Source organism: Chitiniphilus shinanonensis DSM 23277, from assembly GCF_000374805.1.
GTDB lineage: Bacteria > Pseudomonadota > Gammaproteobacteria > Burkholderiales > Chitinibacteraceae > Chitiniphilus > Chitiniphilus shinanonensis.
In genome coordinates, this window is record NZ_KB895343.1 from 73,215 (window position 1) to 94,271 (window position 21,057).

Consider the following 21,057-nt stretch of genomic DNA (forward strand, 5'->3'; position numbering starts at 1 on the left):
CCGCCACGGCGGGGACGGGACGCGGGAAGCAGGCAGCGCTTACGCATGCGAGCGCACCTCGGGGTTGCCGAACAGGTTGCCGTGGCAGCGCGCGCACAGCCCGGGGTGATCGCCGTGGCTGCCGACGCTGGGGGTGTAGTGCCAGCAGCGTTCGCACTTGGCCGCATCCGACGGGGTCACCGCGATCCGCGGCTCGCCTTCGGCCACGGTGGCGCGCGAGGTGATCAGCACGAACTTCAGTTCGTCGCCCAGCGCGCGCAGTGCATGCAGCGTATCGCCGCTGGCGTGCAGGGCCACTTCGGCCTGCAGGCTGGAGCCCAGCTTGCCGGCGGCGCGTTGCACTTCGATTTCCTTCTGCACTTCGGCGCGCACCGTGCGCACCAGGGCGAACGACTCGGCCAGCGCGTCGGCGTCGGTCACCGCCGGCACCGCGTGCCAGGTGGCCAGCTGGACGTTCTCTTCCAGGCCGCCATCCAGGCCGCGCAGCGTTTCCCACGCCTCGTGCGCGGTGAACGACAGGATCGGCGCCAGCAGGCGCACCAGCGCCTGGGTGACGTGCCACAGCGCGGTCTGCGCCGAGCGACGGCCTTCGGCGTCCGCACCCATGGTGTAGAGGCGGTCCTTGATCACGTCCAGGTAGAACGAGCCCAGTTCCTCGGAGCAGTAGGCGTGCAGTTCCTGCACCGCCGAGTGGAATTCGTAGCGGCCATACAGCGCGGTGACGCGTTGCTGGAACGCCGCCAGCTCGACCAGCGCGTAGCGGTCCAGCGTCAGCAGCTCGTGCACCGGCAGCGCGTGCGCCGGGTCGAAGTCCGACAGGTTGGCCAGCAGGAAGCGCAACGTGTTGCGCACGCGGCGGTAGGCGTCGGTGGTGCGCTTGAGGATCTCCTGCGACAGCGACATCTCGCCGGAATAGTCGGCGCTGGCGATCCACAGCCGCAGGATGTCGGCGCCCAGGGTGTTGAAGATCTCCTGCGGCTCGATGCCGTTGCCCAGCGACTTGGACATCTTGCGGCCGTGCTCGTCCACGGTGAAGCCGTGGGTCAGCAACTGGTCGTACGGTGCGCGGCCCTCGGTGGCGCAGCCGATCAGCAGCGAACTCTGGAACCAGCCGCGATGCTGGTCGCTGCCTTCCAGGTACAGGTCGGCCGGCCAGCGCAGCTCGCCGCGCTGGCGCAGCACGGCGTAGTGGGTGGAGCCGGAGTCGAACCACACGTCGAGCGTGTCCTTCAGCTTGGCGTAGTGCGCGGCGTCGTCGCCCAGCAGTTCGGCGGCGTCCAGCTTGAACCAGGCTTCGATGCCTTCCCGCTCGATGCGCTGCGCCACCTGCTCCAGCAGCTCGCCCGAGCGCGGGTGCAGCTCACCCGTCTCCTTGTGCGCGAAGAAGGTCATCGGCACGCCCCAGTTGCGCTGGCGGCTGATGCACCAGTCCGGGCGGTTGCCGATCATGGCTTCCAGCCGCGCGCGGCCCCAGGCGGGGAAGAACTCGGTGGCGTCCACCGCGCGGTTGGCCACGTTGCGCAACGTGTCGCCGGCGACTTCCTTGTCCATGGCGATGAACCACTGCGCGGTGGCGCGGAAGATGATGGGCGTCTTGTGACGCCAGCAATGCGGGTAGCTGTGCTCCAGCTTCTTGTTGGCCAGCAGCGCGCCGCCGGCTTGCAGCGTTTCCAGCACCAGAGGGTTGGCTTCCCACACGGTCCTGCCGGCGAACAGCGGCGTGGTGGAGATGAAGCGACCGTCGTCGCCCACCGGGTTGTCGGTAGCCAGTTGGTACTTCAGGCCGACGATGTAGTCGTCCAGGCCGTGCGCGGGCGCGGTGTGCACCAGGCCGGTGCCGGCCTCGGTGGTGACGTGTTCGCCCAGGATGACCGGCACCTGGCGCTCGTAGAACGGGTGTTGCAGCACCAGCCGCTCCAGCGCGGCGCCCTTGGCCTGGGCGACGGTGGTGCCTTCCAGCTCGTAGCGCTTGAGCGCGGCCTCGGCCAGATCGCTGGCCAGCAGCAGCAGGCCCTTGGCGGTGGCGATCAGGTCGTAGGTCAGCTCGGGATGAACGGTGACAGCCTGGTTGGCCGGCAGCGTCCACGGCGTGGTGGTCCAGATCACGGCGTAGGCGTCGCCGTCGACCTTGGCGCCGCCGAAGGCGCGCGACAGCGCCGCGGCATCGACGATGCGGAACGCCACGTCGATGGCCGGGGAGACCTTGTCCTCGTACTCGACCTCGGCCTCGGCCAGCGCCGAGCCGCAATCGACGCACCAGTGCACCGGCTTCTGGCCGCGCGTCACATAGCCGTTGGCGTGGATGCGGCCCAGCGTGCGCACGATGTCGGCTTCGGTCTTGAAGTCCATGGTGCGGTAGGGGTTGTCCCAGTCGCCGACGATGCCCAGGCGTACGAAGTCGCGGCGCTGGATATCCACCTGGCGCGCGGCATAGTCGCGACACAGCTCGCGGATGAACGACGGCGGCAGTTCCAGCGACTTGGCGTCCAGCCCGTGTTCCTTGCGGTAGGCGACGATGCGGGCATGCGTTTCCGGGTTGGCCTTCACCGCCTTGGCGTCGCCCTTGCAGATCTTCTCGATCTGGTGCTCGATCGGCAGGCCGTGGCAGTCCCAGCCGGGCACGTACGGCGCGTCGAAGCCGGCCAGGCTCTTGGACTTGACGATGATGTCCTTGAGGATCTTGTTCACCGCGTGGCCGAGGTGGATTTCGCCGTTGGCGTAGGGGGGGCCGTCATGCAGGATGAACAGCGGGCGGTTCTGCGCCTTGGCCTGCTCGCGCAGCTTGCGGTAGAGCTGCATGTCCTGCCATTGCTTCAGGAAGCCCGGCTCGCGCTTGGCGAGGTCGCCGCGCATCGGGAACGGCGTGTCGAGCAGATTGACGGGGTATTTGTTGTCGGCCATGGGTTGTGTGGACTCGAAAGATCGGTAAGAGGTGGGGGCGGGTGGGCGGCTTATCCAGTATGCCGGCCGATCCCGGAGGGAAGGCGGGTCCGGCTCATCGGCCCCTCGTCGCGAACCAGGCGCGGGCGTCGTCGCAATCCTTGCGGATCTGCGCGGTCAGCGCGTCCAGGCCGGAAAACTTCACTTCGTCGCGCAGCTTGGCCAGGAAGTTCACCCGCAGGTGCTCGCCGTAGATCTGGCGGTCGAAGTCGAACAGGTAGACCTCCAGCACCGGCGCGGCGTCGGCGCCCTTCACCGTGGGGCGCACGCCCAGGCTGGCGACGCCCTGGTAGACGCGCTCCAGCCCTTCGACGCTGACCACGAAGATGCCCAGCATCGGCGGGCGGTTGTGGCGCAGCTGGATGTTGGCGGTGGGAAAGCCCAGCTCGCGGCCCAGCCTGTCGCCGCCGACCACCCGGCCGGAGATCGAATACGGCCGCCCCAGCAGGTCGGCCGCGTGGGCGAGATCGCCGTCGGCCAGCGCGTCGCGCACCGTGGTCGACGAGATGCGTTCGCCGTCGAGCGCGACGGTGGCCAGGCTGTGGGTCTCGAAGGCGGCGGAGGCCTTGAGCAGGGCGAAGTCGCCGGCGCGCTTGGCGCCGAAGCGGAAATCGTCGCCGACCAGCAGGTAGCGCACGTTGAGATCGTGCGCCAGCACCCGGTCGCGGAAATGCAGCGCCTCGATGCCGGCGAAGTGGGCGTCGAAGCGCTGGATGATCAGGTGGTCGATGCCTTCGCCGGACAGCAGCTCGATCTTTTCGCGCAGGCTGGTCAGGCGGGTGGGGGCGCTGCGTGGCGTGAACAGCTCGCGCGGATGCGGCTCGAACGTCAGCAGGGCGGTCTGAAGGCCGCGCAACGCGGCCGCGCCGCGCAGTTCGGCGAGCATGGCGCGATGACCGAGGTGCAGGCCATCGAAGTTGCCGATGGTCAGGGCACAGGGGGGAAGGGCGGCCTGGGCCGCGCCGCGGAGAAGACGCATGGCGCTCGCGCGTAATCCTTTGCAAAACCGAGCATTTTAGCGGTGAAGCAGCCTCTTGTCAGTTCGCCTTGCCCGGACGGTGTCGCGGCATGGTGGCGTACATCGGTGCTTCCTAATATTGGAACGTGCGCAAAGCCGGGAGGACCCCGTGGAAGGCCAATACGATCTGTGGCTGGTGGTGCTTTCCTACGCTGTGGCGTTGCTGGCCGCCTATACCGCGCTCGACCTGATCGGGCGGGCCTCGCCCGCGGACGGCTGGCGGCGCGTGGTGTGCGTGGCCGGCGGCGTGCTGGCGCTGGGCTGCGGCGTGTGGGCGATGCACTTCATCGGCATGATCGCCTTCCACCTGCCGATCCGCGTGGCCTACGACCTGTCGATCACCGCGCTGTCGATGGGCTTCGCCCTGCTCGCGGCGCTGCCGGTGGCCCTGCTGGCGGCGCGCCAGCGGGTGAGCTGGCGCGAGGCGGCGCTGGGCGGATTGCTGTCCGGGCTCGGCATCAGCGCCATGCATTACGTGGGCATGGCGGCGATGAAGATGTCGCCGCCCATCGAATACGACATCTGGTGGGTCATCCTGTCGACGCTGGTCGCGGCGCTGGCGTCGATGGCCGCGATCCGCCTGGGGGTGCGGCTGACGCGCTCGCGCGCCGCGCACCGCCTGTGGTGGCGCCTGAGCGGCGCCGCGATGATGGCGCTGGCGATCAGCGGCATGCACTACACCTCGATGGCCGCGGCGCACTTCCAGCCCGACGCCATCTGTACCGCTCATTCCTTCCTGGACGACGAAACGCTGCTGGCGATCTCCACCGGCCTGCTGGCCTTCCTGCTGCTGGGGCTGACGCTGCTGGCGCCGTTGTTCTCGGTGATCGTGCCCAAGGCCGACGCCGAGCACATGGTGGTGTTGCGGCGCTGGCACGTGCTGTTGCTGGGCGGAGTGCTGGTGCTGGCCATGGTCGGCGGCAGTTGCGTGTTGCTGCACGCCATCTACCAGGTGAGCATGTCCGGCGTCGAGCGCGAAGCGCAGCTCGTCGAGCAACTGTACGCGCAGGTCCGCGCCGGGCCGGTGGTGGCGCCGGTCGATCGACAGCTTTCCATGCTGACCGCCAGCCTGGAGGAGCGTCGGCGCGAGGGCGCGATCCTGCTGGGGCTGGGCAGCGCCTTTTTCACCGTGGTGGTGCTGCTGTGCGTGGGCGTGCTGGGCGCGGTGTGGCGCTTGCAGCGCGGCGCCCAGGTGCTGGGCGAGCAGCGCAAGCGGCTGACCCGCGAGATCGAGGAGCGCGAAGCGGTGAGCGACGCGCTGCGCCAGGCCAATGCGGCGTTGCAGATCGGCATGCAGGCGATGCGGCGGCGCAATGTGGAGGTGACGCTGCTGCGCGACCTGGGACGCATGCTCGACTGCTGTCGCTCGTTCGACGAAGCCAAGGACGTGATCGCCAACCACATGCCCGAACTGTTCCCCGGCGGCGCCGGCCAGTTGTACGTCAACCGCGCCAACGGCGGCACGCTGGGGCTGGAGGCATGGTGGGGCGACGATGCCGGTCAGGGCGAGGACATCGAGAGCGACGACTGCTGGGCGCTGCGGCTGGGCCAGCCGCACTGGCGCGGCACCGACAACCATCCGGCGCGTTGCCGCCACCACGCGATGCGCGCCCACCACGAAACGCTGTGCGTCCCGATGACCGCCCAGGGCCGCACCCTGGGGCTGCTGACCGTGTGGGCGCCGCAGCCGGACCGCGGCCAGTGGCTGACGGAGCCGGAGCGGCAGCTGGCGCAGTCGGCGGTGGAGCAGATCTCGCTGGCGCTGGCCAATCTGCAACTGCGCGAGACGCTGCGGTTGCAATCGGTCTCCGATCCACTGACCGGGCTCTACAACCGACGCTATCTCGACGAATGCATGCAGCGCGAGCTGGCGCGGGCGCGGCGCGGCGGCTATCCGCTGGGGCTGGCGATGATCGATATCGACCACTTCAAGCAATACAACGACCGCTACGGTCACGAGGCCGGCGACGCCGTGCTGGTGGCGCTGGCGCGTTGCCTGCGGCAGCTGGGGCGCGCCGAGGACATCGTCTGCCGCTTCGGCGGCGAGGAATTCACCGCCCTGCTGCCCAACGTCAGCCGCGACGGCGCGCTGGCCTGGGCCGAGCGCCTGATGGAGGAAGTGAGGGCGCTGAAGGTCAGCTGGCAGGACAGCCCGCTCGGGCGGATCACCGTGTCGGTGGGGCTGGCCTGGTGTCCGGACGGCGCCCTGCCGCCGGAGGTCTTCATCGAATTCGCCGACCAGGCGCTGTATGCCGCCAAGCATGCCGGGCGCGACCGGTTGTGCTGGGCCACCGACGTGCTGGCGGGCTGAACGCGGCCGACAAGACCCGGCACAACGGTTGTGGCAGGGCGCGTGAAACGCAGACAGTGCAAGGCGCACGGCAAGTGAGGCTCGGCGCCGCACGCGGCGACGCCGGAAGGCGTGCTCTTACTGCGTGGCCTGCACCATGCCGTTGTCCAGCGCGATGCCGGATACGATCTGATTGTTGCCCACCCGCACCCGCACCACCTCGCCCACGGCGGCGTTGTTCAGCGCCACGCCCTCATTGCTGACCTCCAGCCCGTCGAGCTGGAACAACACCCGCACCCGCTGGTTCTGCCGCACCGAAGTGGCGGCGCGCAGCATCTCCAGCCGCAATGGGCCGCCCTGGCTGACGGCGGAGTTGAGCACCCGGCCGACGGCGGTGGCCGGGTCGAGCACCACGCTGCCGGGCAACTGCGCCAGATCGCCTTGCTGCGGCGCCAGGTCGGTGGCGAGCAGGGTGCGCCCGCTGGCGAGCGGGCGGGAGGCCACGTAGTAGGTGGCCATGATGGAGATGGTGACCGGATAGTTGATCGCCCAGCGCGCGCCTTCGACGCAGCGCACGCGGATCATGGTCTTGCCGACCAGCCGGTAGCCCTGCGGCAGTTGCAGGTCCATGCGCTGGCAGCCGTCCAGCCGCAGGCGGTTGTCGATCTCGCCCAGGCGGTAGCTGGCGCCGGCGGTGGGTGCCAGTTGCGCGTCCAGCCAGTTGGCGACGGCATCCTGGACCGCGGCGAGGTCCTGCGGCGCGGCGAGGGCCAGGTGACTGGCCAGGCAGAAAGTGATCAGGCGCAACGAGCGCGCGACGGCGTCAGACATGGCGGGGATGATACACGACGCCGCCGCAGGGCCTACAATTCGGCAGCCCCACGACGCGCGTGGCCGGACCGGCGCCGCGTACGCATTCCGATGGCATGAGGCCGTACTCCGGCCCTCGCGGCGAGTGCGTCCGGAAGCCGGTACCCACCGCCCGGCCGTCAGCCCGTTCCACAGCGCGCCCAGCCTGGGAACATGCGCGCACGGGGGCGCCATGCAACAAGCTTTTACCCCGCCGGTGCCATTGGCCGGCGCACGAGGAAGTCGAACATGCTGGAAATGCTATTTGGATTGACCACGCTGATGGTGCTGCTGGCCGGCGCCCTGGTGGTGGTGCGGATGCAGTACTTGGCGCGAACCCAGCAGGAAGTGCTGAGCACCTTGCAGGAGGACATGGAAGCGCGGCACCGCGCCATGCTGACCGACCTGCACGCCGGGCTGACGCGCCAGACCGAACTGATCCAGGGCGGCCTGACCCAGCACGGCACCTTGTTGCAGGAGGTGGTGAGCCGCTCGGGCGACCGCCTGCGCGACAGCATGGGCGAAAGCTTCGAGCGGTTGCGTGGCGCGGTGGGCGCGGAGATGAAGGAAACGCGCGAAGCCCAGAGTCGCTTGCAGAGCGCACTGACCGATTCGCTGGCCACCATGCGGCTGTCGCTCACCACCAGCCTGGCCGAAGCGCGCGAGCAGTCGCAAAAGCAGCTGGCCGAGATTTCGGCCGAAGTCCAGACCAAGCAGGACACCTTGCGCGAGGACGTGCTGCTCAAGCTCTCCACCATGTTGGCCGAGCAGTCCGCGCGCGAGATGGCGCAGATCGAGACGGTGTTGGCGCAGAACACCGAGCGCCTGACCCAGACCGTGGCCGAACTGACCAAGACCGCCGACGGGCGTCTGGCCGAGATCTCCGGCAAGGTGACCGAGCGGCTGGACGAAGGCTTCAAGAAGACCAACGAAACCTTCGCCAGCGTGATGGCGCGGCTGGCGACCATCGACGAGGCGCAGAAGAAGATCGACGGCCTGACCACCAACGTGGTCAGCCTGCAGGAACTGCTGGGCGACAAGCGCAGCCGCGGCGCCTTCGGCGAAGTGCAGCTGGAGCACCTGGTGCGCAATGTGCTGCCGGCCCAGGTGTACGAGTTGCAGGCCACGCTGTCCAACGGCACCCGCGCCGACTGCATCCTGCACCTGCCCGAGCCGACCGGCACGGTGGCGGTGGATGCCAAGTTCCCGCTGGAGAACTACCACCGCATGTACCAGCCCGGCGCCAACCGCACCCTGATCGCGCGCCTGTTCGTGGCCGACGTGAAGAAGCATGTGGACGACATCGCGTCCAAGTACATCATCCCCAGCGAAACCGCCGACGGCGCGGTGATGTTCATCCCGGCCGAAGCGGTGTTCGCCGAGATCCACGCCCATCACCCCGAGCTGGTGCAGTACGCCATGGCCAAGCGCATCTGGATCGTGTCGCCGACCACGCTGATGGCGGTGCTCAACACCGCGCGGGCGGTGATCAAGGATGTGGAGACCCGCAAGCAGGTGCACATCATCAAGGACGCGCTGGGGCGGCTGAGCCAGGAATTCAACCGCTTCGACGACCGCATGAAGCGGCTGGCGCAGCATATCCGCCAGGCCAACGACGATGTGCAGCAGGTCAGCATCACCAGCGAGAAGATCTCCAGGCGCTTCACCGAGATCGAGCAGGTGAAGCTGGAGGGCGACGCGGTACCGCAGTTGCCGACCGAGCCGGCCGTATCGCTGGCCGAGCCGCAGGCGATCGTCGAATAGCGCGCAGCGCGCATCGCCTGCCACGCCGCCCCAAGGGGCGGCGTTTTTCATGGGCGTGGCGCGGCAACGAAACAGCCCGCGCGGCGGGGCCGGGCGGGCTGGTGGGGAGGGCGGCGAACCGGACGGTTGGCGAAAGCTTGCGTCTATCGGTCGTCATGTTGCTATGCAGCAATCAAGCTACTACATTGTCAACCATGCGAAATGCAGATGACCACTGCGTTTAAGCAAATGCTTTCTTTGGCGTTGCCCGTTCGTTATCGCCAGGCGAAAGGACGACGCGGATTTCACGGCGTAGCAGGGCGCTGCGCACCCCCCGGCATGGCTCGCGCCATGCTTTTCTCACCGGGATGGCCTTGGGCCATCCCGTTTTTTTTTTCAGGCGGCGATCTGTTCGCTTTGCTGCTTCTCGAACGATGCCCACTGCTCGGGGTAGTAGTTGCGCATCAACACCTGCATGTGGCCCAGGATGCTTTGCAGCTTGCGCATGATCTCCGAGCCGCTCAGTTCGTAATAGGAGTAGCGGCCTTCCTGGGTGCAGACCACCAGGCCGCATTCGCGCAGGAACTTGAGATGGCGCGACACCACGGAGCGATCCTGCGGGAAGTACGCCTTGATCTGCATGATGCTCAGGCGGCCGTGTTGCAGCAGCACCGAGACGATGCGTTGGCGGGTCGGCTCGGACAGCGCCTTGAACAGACCCGAATCCAGGTCGCGTTGCAGCAGGTGGATGGCGCTTTGCGCCGGTTCGTTGCCGTTGCTCTTCAGGCTGATGGGCTGCGGTGCGGACATGTGGTAGCTCCTTTACGGTCTAACTTTTTCTACCGCCGGTTATCACGTGTCTTACATGGCCGCCGAGCGGGCGACCAGAAGGCGCATTGCGGAGATAGGCAGGGGGGAAGGGCAGTAAGCCCACTGGGCGGTTTATAAAGGATTTCACCGCCCCTGCATCGTTAAACTTCATTAATGAAGCGTCCATGTCGATGCACATGGCAAAAAAAACGCACGCCGTGCGTGCGCCAATCAGAGGAGAGAGATGAAGCTTGCAGCCGGCTCGCATCAAAGCGATTCGTATGCAAGTCCTTATTTTGCATGCGAATATGTCTTTCTCCCATAAGAAAAAACACCGATAGGGCATCCCCTGATCGGTGTTTTTCCCTGCTGCGGTGACAAACGCTTTCAAACCACGTTCAGCACCTCGTAGCAGGCGCCCATGGTGTGGTAGTCGGTCTTGCCCGCCGGCGATTTCAGGTCGTCCACCTTGCGGTTGTCGGGGGTCAGGATGCGGAACCACGCGCCGTACTGGTGATCGACGAAATGCGTCCAGGCATAGGCCCAGATCCGGTCGTACCACGTCCAGTAGTGTTCGTCGCCGGTCCGTGCCGCCAGCAATGCCGCGGCGGCCAGCGATTCGGCCTGCACCCAGAAATACTTGTCCTCGTCGTAGGGCCTGCCTTCCAGGTCGTAACCGTAGATCAGCCCGCCGTGGGCGGTGTCCCAACCGTCGCGCACCGCCGCGTCGAACAGCTCGCGGGCGCGCGACAGCAGCCAGTCGGCCGGCGCGTGGCGCTCCAGGATCAGCAGCAGCTTGGCCCATTCGGTCTGGTGCCCGGTCTGGAAGCCCCACGGGCGGAAGATGTTGGTCTTGTCGCCCTTGGCGTATTCCAGGTCGGGCGTCCAGTCGGGCTTGAAGTGTTCCCAGATCTGGCCGCCGGTGAGCGCGGCCTGGCGGCGGGTGAAGTTCTCGGCCAGCAGTTGCGCGCGCGCCAGATAGCGGGCCTCGCCGGTGGCCTCGTAGGCCGCCAGCATCGCCTCGCAGGCGTGCATGTTGTCGTTCTGGCCGCGGTAATCGGTAAGCCGGAAGTCGGGCGTGGCCTCGCTGGCGTAGACACCGTGCTCGGGCAGCCAGAAATGGCGCTCCATCAAATCGAAGGCTTCGGCCAGCCAGGGGCGCGCCTCCTCGACGCCGGCCTTGATGCCGCAGGCGTAGGCCAGCATCACGAACGCCATGCCGTAGCAGTGGCGGGTGGCATCGACCACCTCGCGGCCACGCAATACCCAGGCATAGCCGCCGCTGGCCGGATCGCGGTGCGCCTCGCGCAGGAAAGCCAGGCCGTGGCGTACCCGTTGCTGGTATTCGGGATTGCCGAACTGGCGGTAGGCCATGGCGTAGTTGAAGACGAAGCGCGTGGACGACACCAGGTGGCGGGTGTCGCGGTCATAAATGCTGCCGTCGTCGCGGAAGTGCTGGAAGAAGCCGCCGGCCGGATCGACCGCGCGCGGGTCGTAGAACGCCATGGTGTGGCGGATGTGGTCGAGCAGGAATTCGCGTTGGCGGAAGTTCGGGTTCATCGGAAGTCCTCGAAGGTTGCTGGGCGGCGGGTCGGCAGTGAGATGCACGCGAGCGCGGGTCGATCCGCCGGCGACGATGGCCGCGTCGTGCCTTGGCGCGCATCCTGGCTTTCGCCGGTTATTCGGACGGGACGCCCCGGACGTATGGATGGCCATTTTGGCCGGATCGCCGGTCGGGCGCGGGCAAAGCGGGTACGGATAATGTAAGCTGCGATGCGCCCAGGGTCTGTAGGTGCTACATGGGCTTGCAATGCCGGCGGAACGGCGCTAGAGCGATTGCAGTATGGATGAACGCGCGCGGGTCGGGGCCCATCGCCTCAAAAGGGGACAACGGATGAAAAAGATCATGATGCTGGTATTGCTGTGCGGCGTGGCCGCCATGGCCAGCGCGGAAATCTACAAGTGGAAGGATGCCGACGGCCGGGTGCATTACTCGGATACGCCGCCCACCGGGCAGAAGAGCAAGGCGCAGGTCATCAACACCAAGGATCTGCCGGTCAGCTCGTTGCCGGCCAATCGCGGCGAAGCACGCACCGACGGCGCCGCGCCGACGCCGGGCCCGACGCCCGCGCCCGGCGCCGAGGCCAAGCCCGCCACCGCAGCGGCACCCAAGGACGCGGCAGCCTGCGAGGCCGCACGCAAGCGCAACAGCTTCCTGAACGAGAACAAGCTCTACAAGGCGATCAACGAGAAGGGCGACGTCGAGTTCGTCGATGCGGAGAAGCGCAAGCGCGAGCTGGCCGAGACCGAAGAGGCGATCAAGAAGAACTGTCAGTAAGAGCGGCTGACAAAACCCAGCGAAGCGGTCCTGGCAAGGAGCGCGAAACGCAGACAGTACAAGGCGTACGGCAAGTGAGCGGGGCGCCGCCAGGAGGGTTTTGTTAGCTGCTCTAAAGGCAGGGCGCCCGGCGGCGCCTTGCTCGGCCGAAAACAGAACGCCCGCGGATCGCGGGCGTTTTGCCTGGTGCGGCCAGGGCGATTCGCTCTGGGCGCTCAGCCGCACTCGGCCTTCATGCGCCGATCCAGCTCATCCTGCGGCACATCCTCGACGTGGGTCGATACGTACCACACATGGCCGAACGGATCGATCAGCGTGGCGCTGCGGTCGCCGTAGAACTTGTTTTCCGGCGGGGTGCGCACGGTGGCGCCGGCGGCGGCGGCGCGCTGACAGACCGCATCGCAGTCATCCACGTACAGCATCAGCCCCACCGTGCTGCCGCCACGACGCTTCGGGCCGAGCGCGTCCATGTCGGGATACTCGGCGGCCAGCATCACCACCCGACCGCCGATCCTGATCTCGCCGTGGCCCAGCTTGCCGTCGTGCATCATGCGGAACAGCTCCTCGCCGCCGAACGCTTGCTTGTAGAACTCCAGCGCCGCGACGCCGTCGTCGACGAACAGATAAGGCACCACGCCTTCGTAGCCTTCCGGGATGGCTTTGACGCTCATGACGAAACTCCAGTCGGATTGGGGGGCTACCAGCTTAGTTATTCAACCCCGCGCAACGCCGTCAGGCAGACGGGCTGCGGGGAAGGCTGATGGATGGCGGATGGGAATGCGGGCAACCCCAAATCTTGAAACACAGAGGACACGGAGAACACAGAGGGCACGGAGAAAGGCCAGGAAAAGGCGTCAGGCATTGGACAAATGATCTGACGCGCTCATGTCTCCGCCCGGCTGTGTGCATGAACTCTCTTGTGTTTTTCTCTGTGCTCTCCGTGTTCTCCCCGCCCTCCGTGTCCACAGATTTTGCCTTGGCCTTTCCGGGTCTGCGGGGGTAGCCGGACGACCTCAGCGTCCGCGCACCCGCAGCACCTTGCCGTCGTCTTCGTCGGTCAGCAGGTAGACCCAGCCATCCGGCCCCTGGCGGACGTCGCGGATGCGTTGCTTCAGGTCGGTAAGCAGGCGCTCCTCGGCGACGATGCGTTCGCCGTCCAGGCTCAGCCGCACTAGCATCTGGTCCTTGAGCGCACCCACTAGCAGGCTGCCGCGCCAGCCGGGATAGCGGTTGCCGGTGTAGAACGCCATGCCCGAGGGCGCGATGGAAGGATCCCAGTAGTAGATCGGCTGTTCCATGCCCGGCTTGGCGGTGCCTTCGCCGATCTTGAAGCCGGTGTAGTCGCGGCCGTAGGTGATCACCGGCCAGCCGTAGTTCCTGCCGGCCAGCGGCACGTTCACCTCGTCGCCGCCACGCGCGCCGTGCTCCACGATCCACAGCTTGCCGCTGGCCGGATTGATCGCCGCGGCCTGCGGGTTGCGATGGCCGTAGCTCCAGATCTGCGGCAGCGCGCCCTGGCGGGTGCGGAACGGGTTGTCGGCGGGCACGCTGCCGTCCGGCGCGATGCGGATCACCTTGCCCAGCGTCATCTCCAGCTTCTGCGCGTGGTCGCGCTGCTGGCGCTCGCCCAGGGTGACGAACAGCTTGCCGTCCGGCGCGAAGGCCAGCCGGCTGCCGAAATGGTTGCCGCCGGGGGTCTTGGGCTGTTGGCGGAAGATCACCTTCAGTTGTTGCAGGCTGGCCTTCCCGTCGCGTTCGACCAGTCTGGCGCGTACCACGGCCGTGCCCGCCAGGCCGTTGTCGCCGGCTTCGGCGTAGCTCAGGTAGATCAGGCGGTTGCCGGCGAAGCCGGGGTCGAGCGCCACGTCGAGCAGCCCGCCCTGGCCGCTGGCGTAGACCTCGGGCACCCCCGTCACGGGGGCGCCGGGCTTGCCGTCGCGCCCGATCACGCGCAACCGACCGGGGCGTTCGGTCACCAGCATGCGCCCGTCCGGCAGGAAGGCCAGCGACCACGGGTGTTCCAGGCCGCTGGCGATGGTTTCGACGGTGTAGGCGGCCGATTCGGTCGGCGGCAGGCCCGCCATGGACAGCGGTGCCAGGACCAGCGCGGCCAGCAGGCCCAGTGCACGCCTCATGCCGCGCCCCGCAGCAGGTCGCGCAATACGAAGGGCAGGATGCCGCCGTGCCGGTAGTAATCGACCTCGATCGGGGTGTCGATGCGGCAGCGCACCGGCACGTGCCGGGTGGTGCCGTCGGCGTGGTGGATTACCAGCGTCAGGTCCTGCTGCGGCTTGAGTTGATCGTCCACGCCAAGCACGTCGAAGGTCTCGTCGCCGCGCAGCCCAAGGCTGGCGGCGCTGTCGTCGCCCTTGAACTGCAACGGCAGCACGCCCATGCCGACCAGGTTGCTGCGGTGGATGCGCTCGAAGCTGCGCGCCACCACCGCCTTCACCCCCAATAATTGCGTGCCCTTGGCCGCCCAGTCGCGGCTGGAGCCGGTGCCGTATTCCTCGCCCGCGATCACCACGGTGGGGATGCCGCGCTGCTGGTAGGCGCTGGCGGCGTCGAACACGCTGGTCTGCCGGCCGTCCAGCAGGGTGAAGCCGCCCTCGACGCGGCTGCCGTCGTCGCGCGCGGGCAGCATCAGGTTCTTCACCCGCACGTTGGCGAAGGTGCCGCGGATCATGATGTCGTGGTTGCCGCGCCGGCTGCCGTAGCTGTTGAAGTCGGCCCGCTCGACGCCGTGCGCGCGCAGGTACTGCCCGGCGGGCGTGGCCTCGCCGAACGAGCCGGCCGGGCTGATGTGGTCGGTGGTGACCGAATCGCCCAGGATCAGCAGCGCGCGGGCGCCTTTCACGTCGCCGATGTCGCCGGGCTGCATCGAGAAGCCGTCGAAGAACGGCGGCCGCGCGATATAGGTGGATGCGGGCCACGAGTACACCTGCCCGGCCGGCGCCGGGATGGCGTTCCACAGGTCCAGGTCCTTGGTGAAGTCCTGGTACAGCCGGCGGAACACTTCCGGGTCCAGCGCGTAGGGCAGCAGCGCGTTGATTTCGTCGCTGCCGGGCCACAGGTCGCGCAGGTAGACCGGCGTGCCGTCGCTGCCGGTGCCGAGCGGTTCGCTCGCCAGGTCGATGTGCACGGTGCCGGCGATGGCGAAGGCCACCACCAGTGGCGGGCTGGCCAGGTAGTTGGCGCGGATGTTGGGGTGGATGCGCGCCTCGAAGTTGCGGTTGCCAGAGAGCACAGCGGCGGCGATCACGTCGTGCCGGGTGATCGCCTGGTTCAGCTCGGGCGTCAGGTCGCCGGCGTTGCCGATACAGGTGGTACAACCGTAGCCGGCCAGGGCGAAGCCCAACTGCGCCAGCGGCGCCAGCAGGCCGGTCTTTTCCAGGTATTCGGTCACCACGCGCGAGCCGGGCGCCAGGCTGGTCTTGATGTGCGGCTTGACCGTCAGCCCGCGTTCCACCGCCTTGCGGGCCAGCAGGCCGGCCGCCAGCAGCACGCCGGGGTTGGAGGTATTGGTGCAACTGGTGATGGCGGCGATCAGCACGTCGCCGTGGCCCAGGTCGATGCCGACATCGTGGCCGGTGTCGATGCGATCCGGAGTGGGGCGGTTGTCCACCATCTCGCGCTCGTGGCGCGGCGCGCCGGCCGGGGCCTCCTGCGCGGGATCGCGGCCGGGCTGTTCGGGGGCGAATTCCACCGCCACCCGCTGGCCGAGCGAGGCGGCGTCCTTGCCGAAACCGTTGCTGGCCGGTGCGGCCGAGAACAGCGCGGCGAAGGTCTTTTTCATCTCCGGCAGCGGGATGCGGTCCTGCGGGCGCTTGGGGCCGGCCAGGCTGGGGACGATGCCGTCGAGGTCCAGGCTGAGCGTCTTGCTGTAGTCGATCTCGCCGGTGCGCGGCACGCCGAACAGGCTCTGCGCCTTGAAGTAGGCTTCGAACGCCTCGATCTCGCTGTCCAGCCGCCCGGTGCCGCGCAGGTAGGCGACGGTCTTGTCGTCCACCGGGAAGAACCCCATGGTGGCGCCGTATTCGGGCGCCATGTTGGCGATGGTGGCGCGGTCGGTCACGCCCAGGCTGGCGGTGCCCTCGCCGAAGAATTCGACGAACTTGCCAACCACCTTCTCGCGGCGCAGCAGCTCGGTCACGCTCAGCACCAGGTCGGTGGCGGTCACGCCTTCGCGCAGCGCGCCCTTGAGTTCCACGCCGACCACGTCCGGGGTGAGGAAATACACCGGCTGGCCGAGCATCGCCGCCTCGGCCTCGATGCCGCCCACGCCCCAGCCCACCACGCCCACGCCGTTGATCATGGTGGTGTGGCTGTCGGTGCCGACCAGGGTGTCCGGGTAAGCGATGCCGTCCTTGATTTGCACGCCACGGAACAGGTATTCCAGGTTCACCTGGTGCACGATGCCGACGCCGGGCGGCACCACCTTGAAGGTGTCGAACGCCTGCATGCCCCATTTCATGAACTGGTAGCGCTCGCGGTTGCGCGCGAACTCCAGCAGCATGTTCTGGCGCAGCGCGTCGGGCCGGCCGTACACGTCCACCTGCACCGAGTGGTCGACCACCAGGTCCACCGGCACCAGCGGCTCGATCACGCGCGGGTCCTTGCCCTGGGCGTCGGCGGCGCTGCGCATCGCCGCCAGATCGGCCAGCAGCGGCACGCCGGTGAAATCCTGCAACACCACGCGGGCGACCACGAAGGGGATTTCCTCCACCCGCTCGGCGACGGCCTGCCAGTTGGCCAGTTGCCGCACGTGCTCGGCCGTCACCTTCTTGCCGTCGCAGTGGCGCAGCACCGCTTCGAGCACCAGCCGGATCGATACCGGCAGCCGGCTCACCGGGCCGATGCCGGCCGCCTCCAGCGCCGGCAGGCTGTAGTAGGACAACGTGCTGCCGGAGGGCAGGGCCAGGGTCTTGAGGGTGTGGTGCAGATCGTGCGGCATGGCGGACTCCTTGGCGCCACTGACAAAACCCTCCTGGCGGCGTCGCGCGGGGGCGCCGAGCCTCGCTTGCCGTACGACACGTACTGTCTGCGATTCGCGCTTCCTGCCAGGACCGCTGTGCTGGGTTTTGTCGGCGGCTCCTATTCTGGATGCGCCCCGACGGGGCGGAGGGATGGACGGCGGCGAGCGCCGTAGCGATGCGACCGCGCCAGGCGCCGGCCGTTCGCAGACCTCCTCATCTTTGCCGAGAACCGCCACAAAGCAAGCGACGGATTGCCGCCCCGACGGCTGCCACCCCGTGGCAGGGCGGCGCGATGTCAGGCGTTGCCGGCCGCACCCATCGCGCTGGCGCTGTCCTCCAGCCACTGGCAGAACGCGGCCACCACCGGGTCGTTCATCGCACCGCGCGCGGCGATCCAGCAGTAGCCGCGCACCGGCGCCACCGGTGCCGGCAGCGGCGCCACCAGCCGTCCGGCCTCGATCTCGGCCTGCATCATCGGCAGCGGCCCCAGGGTGACGCCCAGGCCGTCCATCGCGGCCTGCAACGCCAGGTAGAAATGGTCGAACTGCTGCGTGGCGGCGGGCTTCAACTCGGGCACGCCGGCCAGCGTCAGCCAGCGTTGCCACGCTGAAGGGCGGGTGTCGGCCTGGAGCAGGGTGTGCGCGGCCAGGTCCGCCGCGTCGCGCAGCGGCAGCCGCTCCAGCAGGCGCGGGCTGCACAGCGGCAGTTCCCATTCGTCGAGGAACGGCTTGCTGACGTGGCCGGGCCAGTCGCCGGGGCCGCGGCGGATCGCCACGTCGAACGGCGCGTCCAGCCGGCCGATGTCGCGGTCGGAGGTCATCAGCCGCAGTTCCACGTCGGCATGCGCGGCCTGGAACTGCGCCAGTCGGGGCAGCAGCCAGTGCATCGCCAGGGTGGGGGTGGAATTGATGGTCAGTCGGCGTTGGCGCGACGGCTGGCGCAACTGGGCGGTGGCGTTGGCGATCAGGTCCAGGCCGTCCTGCACCTGCACCAGATAGCGCCAGCCGGTGTCGGTCAGCCGCACCCGGCCACCCTTGCGCTCGAACAGCTTCACCCCCAGCCAATCCTCCAGCTGGCGGATCTGCTTGCTGATCGCGCCGTGGGTGACGAACAGCTCGGCGGCGGCGGCGGAGAAGCTTTCCAGACGGGCGGCGGCCTCGAAGGCGCGCAGTGCGTTGAGGGGTGGCAGGGTCTGCGACATGGCGGTGGGCGAGGTTGTGACTGGACGGAACCTGCTGGCGGCGTATCGGCCGTGCGCGACACGTGCGGCGAGCGCTGCGATGCCCGTACAGGCGGCGTCCCATCTGGAAATCGGCAAAGCGTTTCGGCTGTGAGTATATCTCACACTTACTGTGGCGATTACTCGTTTGTGTCGCCTTGCGCTTGCGCGTAACCTTCGCATCCAAGCGCGGCCGTGCAGATTCTGCAAAGCGGCCCGCGCGTCCGAATGCCCGCGCGGGCCAGCGCCCGCGCACAACTTCATCGCAAAGGTTGACCCATGCTCGAAGCCTATCGCCAGCACGTGGCCGAACGCGCCGCCCTCGGCATTCCGCCGCTTCCCCTGACTGCCCAGCAGACCGCCGATCTGGTGCAACTGCTGAAGAACCCGCCCGCCGGCGAGGAAGCCTTCCTGGTCGACCTGATCACCCATCGCGTGCCGCCCGGCGTGGACGATGCCGCCAAGGTGAAGGCCGCCTTCCTGGCCGCCGTGGCGCAGAGCAAGGATGCCTGTTCGCTGATCAGCCGCGCCAAGGCCACCGAGCTGCTCGGCACCATGCTGGGCGGTTTCAACATCAAGCCGCTGATCGAGCTGCTGAACGACGCTGAAGTCGGCTCGGTCGCCGCCGAGGGTCTGAAGAAGACCCTGCTGATGTTCGATTACTTCCACGACGTGAAGGAACTGGCCGACCAGGGCAACGCCAATGCCCGGGCCGTGATCAAGAGCTGGGCCGAGGCCGAGTGGTTCCTGTCGCGTCCGGCCGTGCCGGAAAAGATCACCGTCACCGTGTTCAAGGTGCCGGGCGAGACCAACACCGACGACCTGTCGCCGGCCCCCGACGCCTGGAGTCGCCCGGACATCCCGCTGCACGCGCTGGCGATGCTGAAGAACACCCGCCCCGACGCGGCGTTCAAGCCCGAGGAAGACGGCAAGCGCGGCCCGATCCAGTTCCTGCAGGATCTGGCCGCCAAGGGCCATCCGGTCGCCTACGTCGGCGACGTGGTCGGCACCGGCTCGTCGCGCAAGTCCGCCACCAACTCGGTGCTGTGGTGGACCGGCGAGGACATCCCGTTCGTGCCGAACAAGAAGTTCGGCGGCGTGTGCCTGGGCGGCAAGATCGCCCCGATCTTCTTCAACACCCAGGAAGACTCCGGCGCGCTGCCGCTGGAAGTCGACGTCTCCAGGCTGGAGATGGGCGACGTGATCGACATCTACCCGTATGCCGGCAAGATCGAGAAGGCCGGCGCCGTGGTCGCCGAATTCGCGGTGCGCTCCGACGTGCTGTTCGACGAAGTGCGCGCCGGCGGCCGCATCAACCTGATCATCGGCCGCAGCCTGACCGCCAAGGCGCGCGAAGCGCTGGGCCTGGCCGCCTCCACCGAATTCCGCCTGCCGCAATCGCCGGCCGCGTCCACCAAGGGCTTCTCGCTGGCACAGAAGATGGTCGGCCGCGCCTGCGGTCTGCCGGAAGGCCAGGGCGTGCGTCCGGGCACCTACTGCGAACCGCGCATGACCTCGGTCGGCAGCCAGGACACCACCGGCCCGATGACCCGCGACGAACTGAAGGATCTGGCGTGCCTGGGTTTCTCGGCCGATCTGGTGATGCAGTCGTTCTGCCACACCGCCGCCTATCCCAAGCCGGTGGACGTCAAGATGCACCACGAGCTGCCGGAGTTCATCCGCAACCGTGGCGGCGTGTCGCTCAAGCCGGGCGACGGCGTGATCCATAGCTGGCTCAACCGCATGCTGCTGCCCGATACCGTGGGCACCGGCGGCGACAGCCACACCCGCTTCCCGATCGGCATCTCGTTCCCGGCGGGCTCGGGCCTGGTGGCGTTCGCCGCCGCCACCGGCGTGATGCCGCTGGACATGCCCGAATCGGTGCTGGTGCGCTTCAAGGGCCAGATGCAGCCCGGCATCACGCTGCGCGATCTGGTGCACGCGATTCCGCTGTACGCGATCAAGGCGGGCCTGCTCACCGTCGAGAAGAAGGGCAAGAAGAACATCTTCTCCGGCCGCATCCTGGAAATCGAAGGTCTGCCCGACCTGAAGGTGGAACAGGCGTTCGAATTGTCCGACGCCTCGGCCGAACGCTCGGCCGCCGGCTGCACCGTGCGCCTGAACCAGGCGCCGATCGTCGAGTACCTGAACTCGAACATCGTGCTGCTCAAGTCGATGATCGCCAACGGCTACGGCGACGCCAAGACGCTGGCCCGCCGCATCAAGGGCATGGAAGCGTGGCTGGCCAACCCGCAGCTGCTGGAGCCGGACGCCGACGCCGAGTACGCCGCGGTGATCGAGATCGATCTGACCGACATCAAGGAGCCGATCCTGTGCTGCCCGAACGACCCGGACGACGCCAAGGTGCTGTCCGAAGTGGCCGGCACGCCGATCGATGAAGCCTTCATCGGCTCGTGCATGACCAACATCGGGCACTTCCGCGCCGCCGGCAAGCTGCTGGAAGGCAAGCGCGACATCCCGGTCAAGCTGTGGATCGCCCCGCCGACCAAGATGGACGCGCAGCAACTGACCGAGGAAGGCTACTACGGCACCTTCGGCGCCGCCGGTGCGCGCACCGAGATGCCGGGCTGCTCGCTGTGCATGGGCAACCAGGCGCAGGTGCGCGAAGGCGCGACCGTGGTCTCGACCTCGACCCGCAACTTCCCGAACCGCCTGGGCAAGAACACCAACGTGTTCCTGTCCTCCGCCGAGCTGGCCGCCATCGCCTCGCGCCTGGGTCGCCTGCCGACGGTGGCCGAGTACCTGACCGACATGGGCGTGATCAACGAGAAGGGCGCCGAAGTCTATCGCTACCTCAACTTCAACCAGATCGACAGCTATCAGGCCGAAGCCGAGAAGGCCGCGGTCTGACGC

13 protein-coding genes are annotated in these 21,057 nt (G+C 67.8%); 4 read left to right on the plus strand and 9 right to left on the minus strand.

The window, feature by feature from the left end; all coding sequences use genetic code 11:
- Positions 1-39: 39 nt before the first annotated feature.
- Complete coding sequence (gene ileS, locus C556_RS0110770) at positions 40-2,901, minus strand: isoleucine--tRNA ligase (RefSeq protein ID WP_018748264.1); 2,862 nt, start codon at positions 2,899-2,901, stop codon at positions 40-42.
- 94 nt (positions 2,902-2,995) lie between these two features.
- On the minus strand, positions 2,996-3,919 hold the full coding sequence (locus tag C556_RS0110775) for a bifunctional riboflavin kinase/FAD synthetase (RefSeq protein ID WP_018748265.1): 924 nt from the start codon (positions 3,917-3,919) through the stop codon (positions 2,996-2,998).
- Positions 3,920-4,067: 148 nt separating this feature from the next.
- Here C556_RS0110775 and C556_RS21680 point away from each other — a divergent pair, with 148 nt between their 5' ends.
- On the plus strand, positions 4,068-6,269 hold the full coding sequence (locus tag C556_RS21680; protein WP_018748266.1) for a diguanylate cyclase: 2,202 nt from the start codon (positions 4,068-4,070) through the stop codon (positions 6,267-6,269).
- Positions 6,270-6,386: 117 nt separating this feature from the next.
- Here the strand turns inward: C556_RS21680 and flgA are convergent, their stop codons facing one another.
- On the minus strand, positions 6,387-7,079 hold the full coding sequence (flgA, locus tag C556_RS20105; RefSeq protein ID WP_018748267.1) for a flagellar basal body P-ring formation chaperone FlgA: 693 nt from the start codon (positions 7,077-7,079) through the stop codon (positions 6,387-6,389).
- Positions 7,080-7,346: 267 nt separating this feature from the next.
- Between flgA and C556_RS0110790 the strand changes: the two genes are divergently transcribed.
- Positions 7,347-8,861 (plus strand): DNA recombination protein RmuC, encoded by a 1,515-nt coding sequence (locus tag C556_RS0110790; RefSeq protein WP_018748268.1) that lies wholly within the window; start codon positions 7,347-7,349, stop codon positions 8,859-8,861.
- Between the two features lie 375 nt (positions 8,862-9,236).
- Here C556_RS0110790 and C556_RS20110 read toward each other — a convergent pair whose 3' ends face one another.
- Positions 9,237-9,650 carry an ArsR/SmtB family transcription factor gene (locus tag C556_RS20110; RefSeq protein ID WP_018748269.1) on the minus strand — a complete coding sequence of 138 codons (414 nt, stop codon included), beginning with the start codon at positions 9,648-9,650 and terminating at the stop codon, positions 9,237-9,239.
- A 387-nt stretch (positions 9,651-10,037) separates the two neighbouring features.
- Complete coding sequence (locus C556_RS0110800; RefSeq protein WP_018748270.1) at positions 10,038-11,210, minus strand: AGE family epimerase/isomerase; 1,173 nt, start codon at positions 11,208-11,210, stop codon at positions 10,038-10,040.
- 334 nt (positions 11,211-11,544) lie between these two features.
- On the opposite strand from C556_RS0110800, the gene C556_RS0110805 reads away from it, so the two are divergent.
- Positions 11,545-11,988 carry a DUF4124 domain-containing protein gene (locus C556_RS0110805; protein ID WP_018748271.1) on the plus strand — a complete coding sequence of 148 codons (444 nt, stop codon included), beginning with the start codon at positions 11,545-11,547 and terminating at the stop codon, positions 11,986-11,988.
- A gap of 215 nt (positions 11,989-12,203) precedes the next feature.
- Here C556_RS0110805 and C556_RS0110810 read toward each other — a convergent pair whose 3' ends face one another.
- From C556_RS0110810 to C556_RS0110825, 4 genes are all read right to left on the minus strand, one after another.
- Entirely contained in the window at positions 12,204-12,659 is a 456-nt protein-coding gene (locus tag C556_RS0110810) for a VOC family protein (protein ID WP_018748272.1), read from the minus strand.
- A 342-nt stretch (positions 12,660-13,001) separates the two neighbouring features.
- The gene (locus C556_RS0110815) at positions 13,002-14,123 is read right to left on the minus strand and encodes a PQQ-dependent sugar dehydrogenase (protein WP_018748273.1); all 1,122 of its coding nucleotides are present in this window, start codon (positions 14,121-14,123) and stop codon (positions 13,002-13,004) included.
- Positions 14,120-16,942, minus strand: coding sequence for an aconitate hydratase (locus tag C556_RS0110820; RefSeq protein WP_018748274.1), 2,823 nt, complete (start codon positions 16,940-16,942; stop codon positions 14,120-14,122). Before C556_RS0110820 ends, C556_RS0110815 begins: the two co-directional genes overlap by 4 nt.
- Before the next feature lie 317 nt (positions 16,943-17,259).
- A complete protein-coding gene (locus C556_RS0110825; protein WP_018748275.1) occupies positions 17,260-18,165 on the minus strand; it encodes a transcriptional regulator GcvA in 906 nt (301 codons plus the stop codon).
- 297 nt (positions 18,166-18,462) lie between these two features.
- Between C556_RS0110825 and acnB the strand changes: the two genes are divergently transcribed.
- Positions 18,463-21,054 carry a bifunctional aconitate hydratase 2/2-methylisocitrate dehydratase gene (gene acnB / locus C556_RS0110830; RefSeq protein WP_018748276.1) on the plus strand — a complete coding sequence of 864 codons (2,592 nt, stop codon included), beginning with the start codon at positions 18,463-18,465 and terminating at the stop codon, positions 21,052-21,054.
- Positions 21,055-21,057 lie beyond the last annotated feature (3 nt).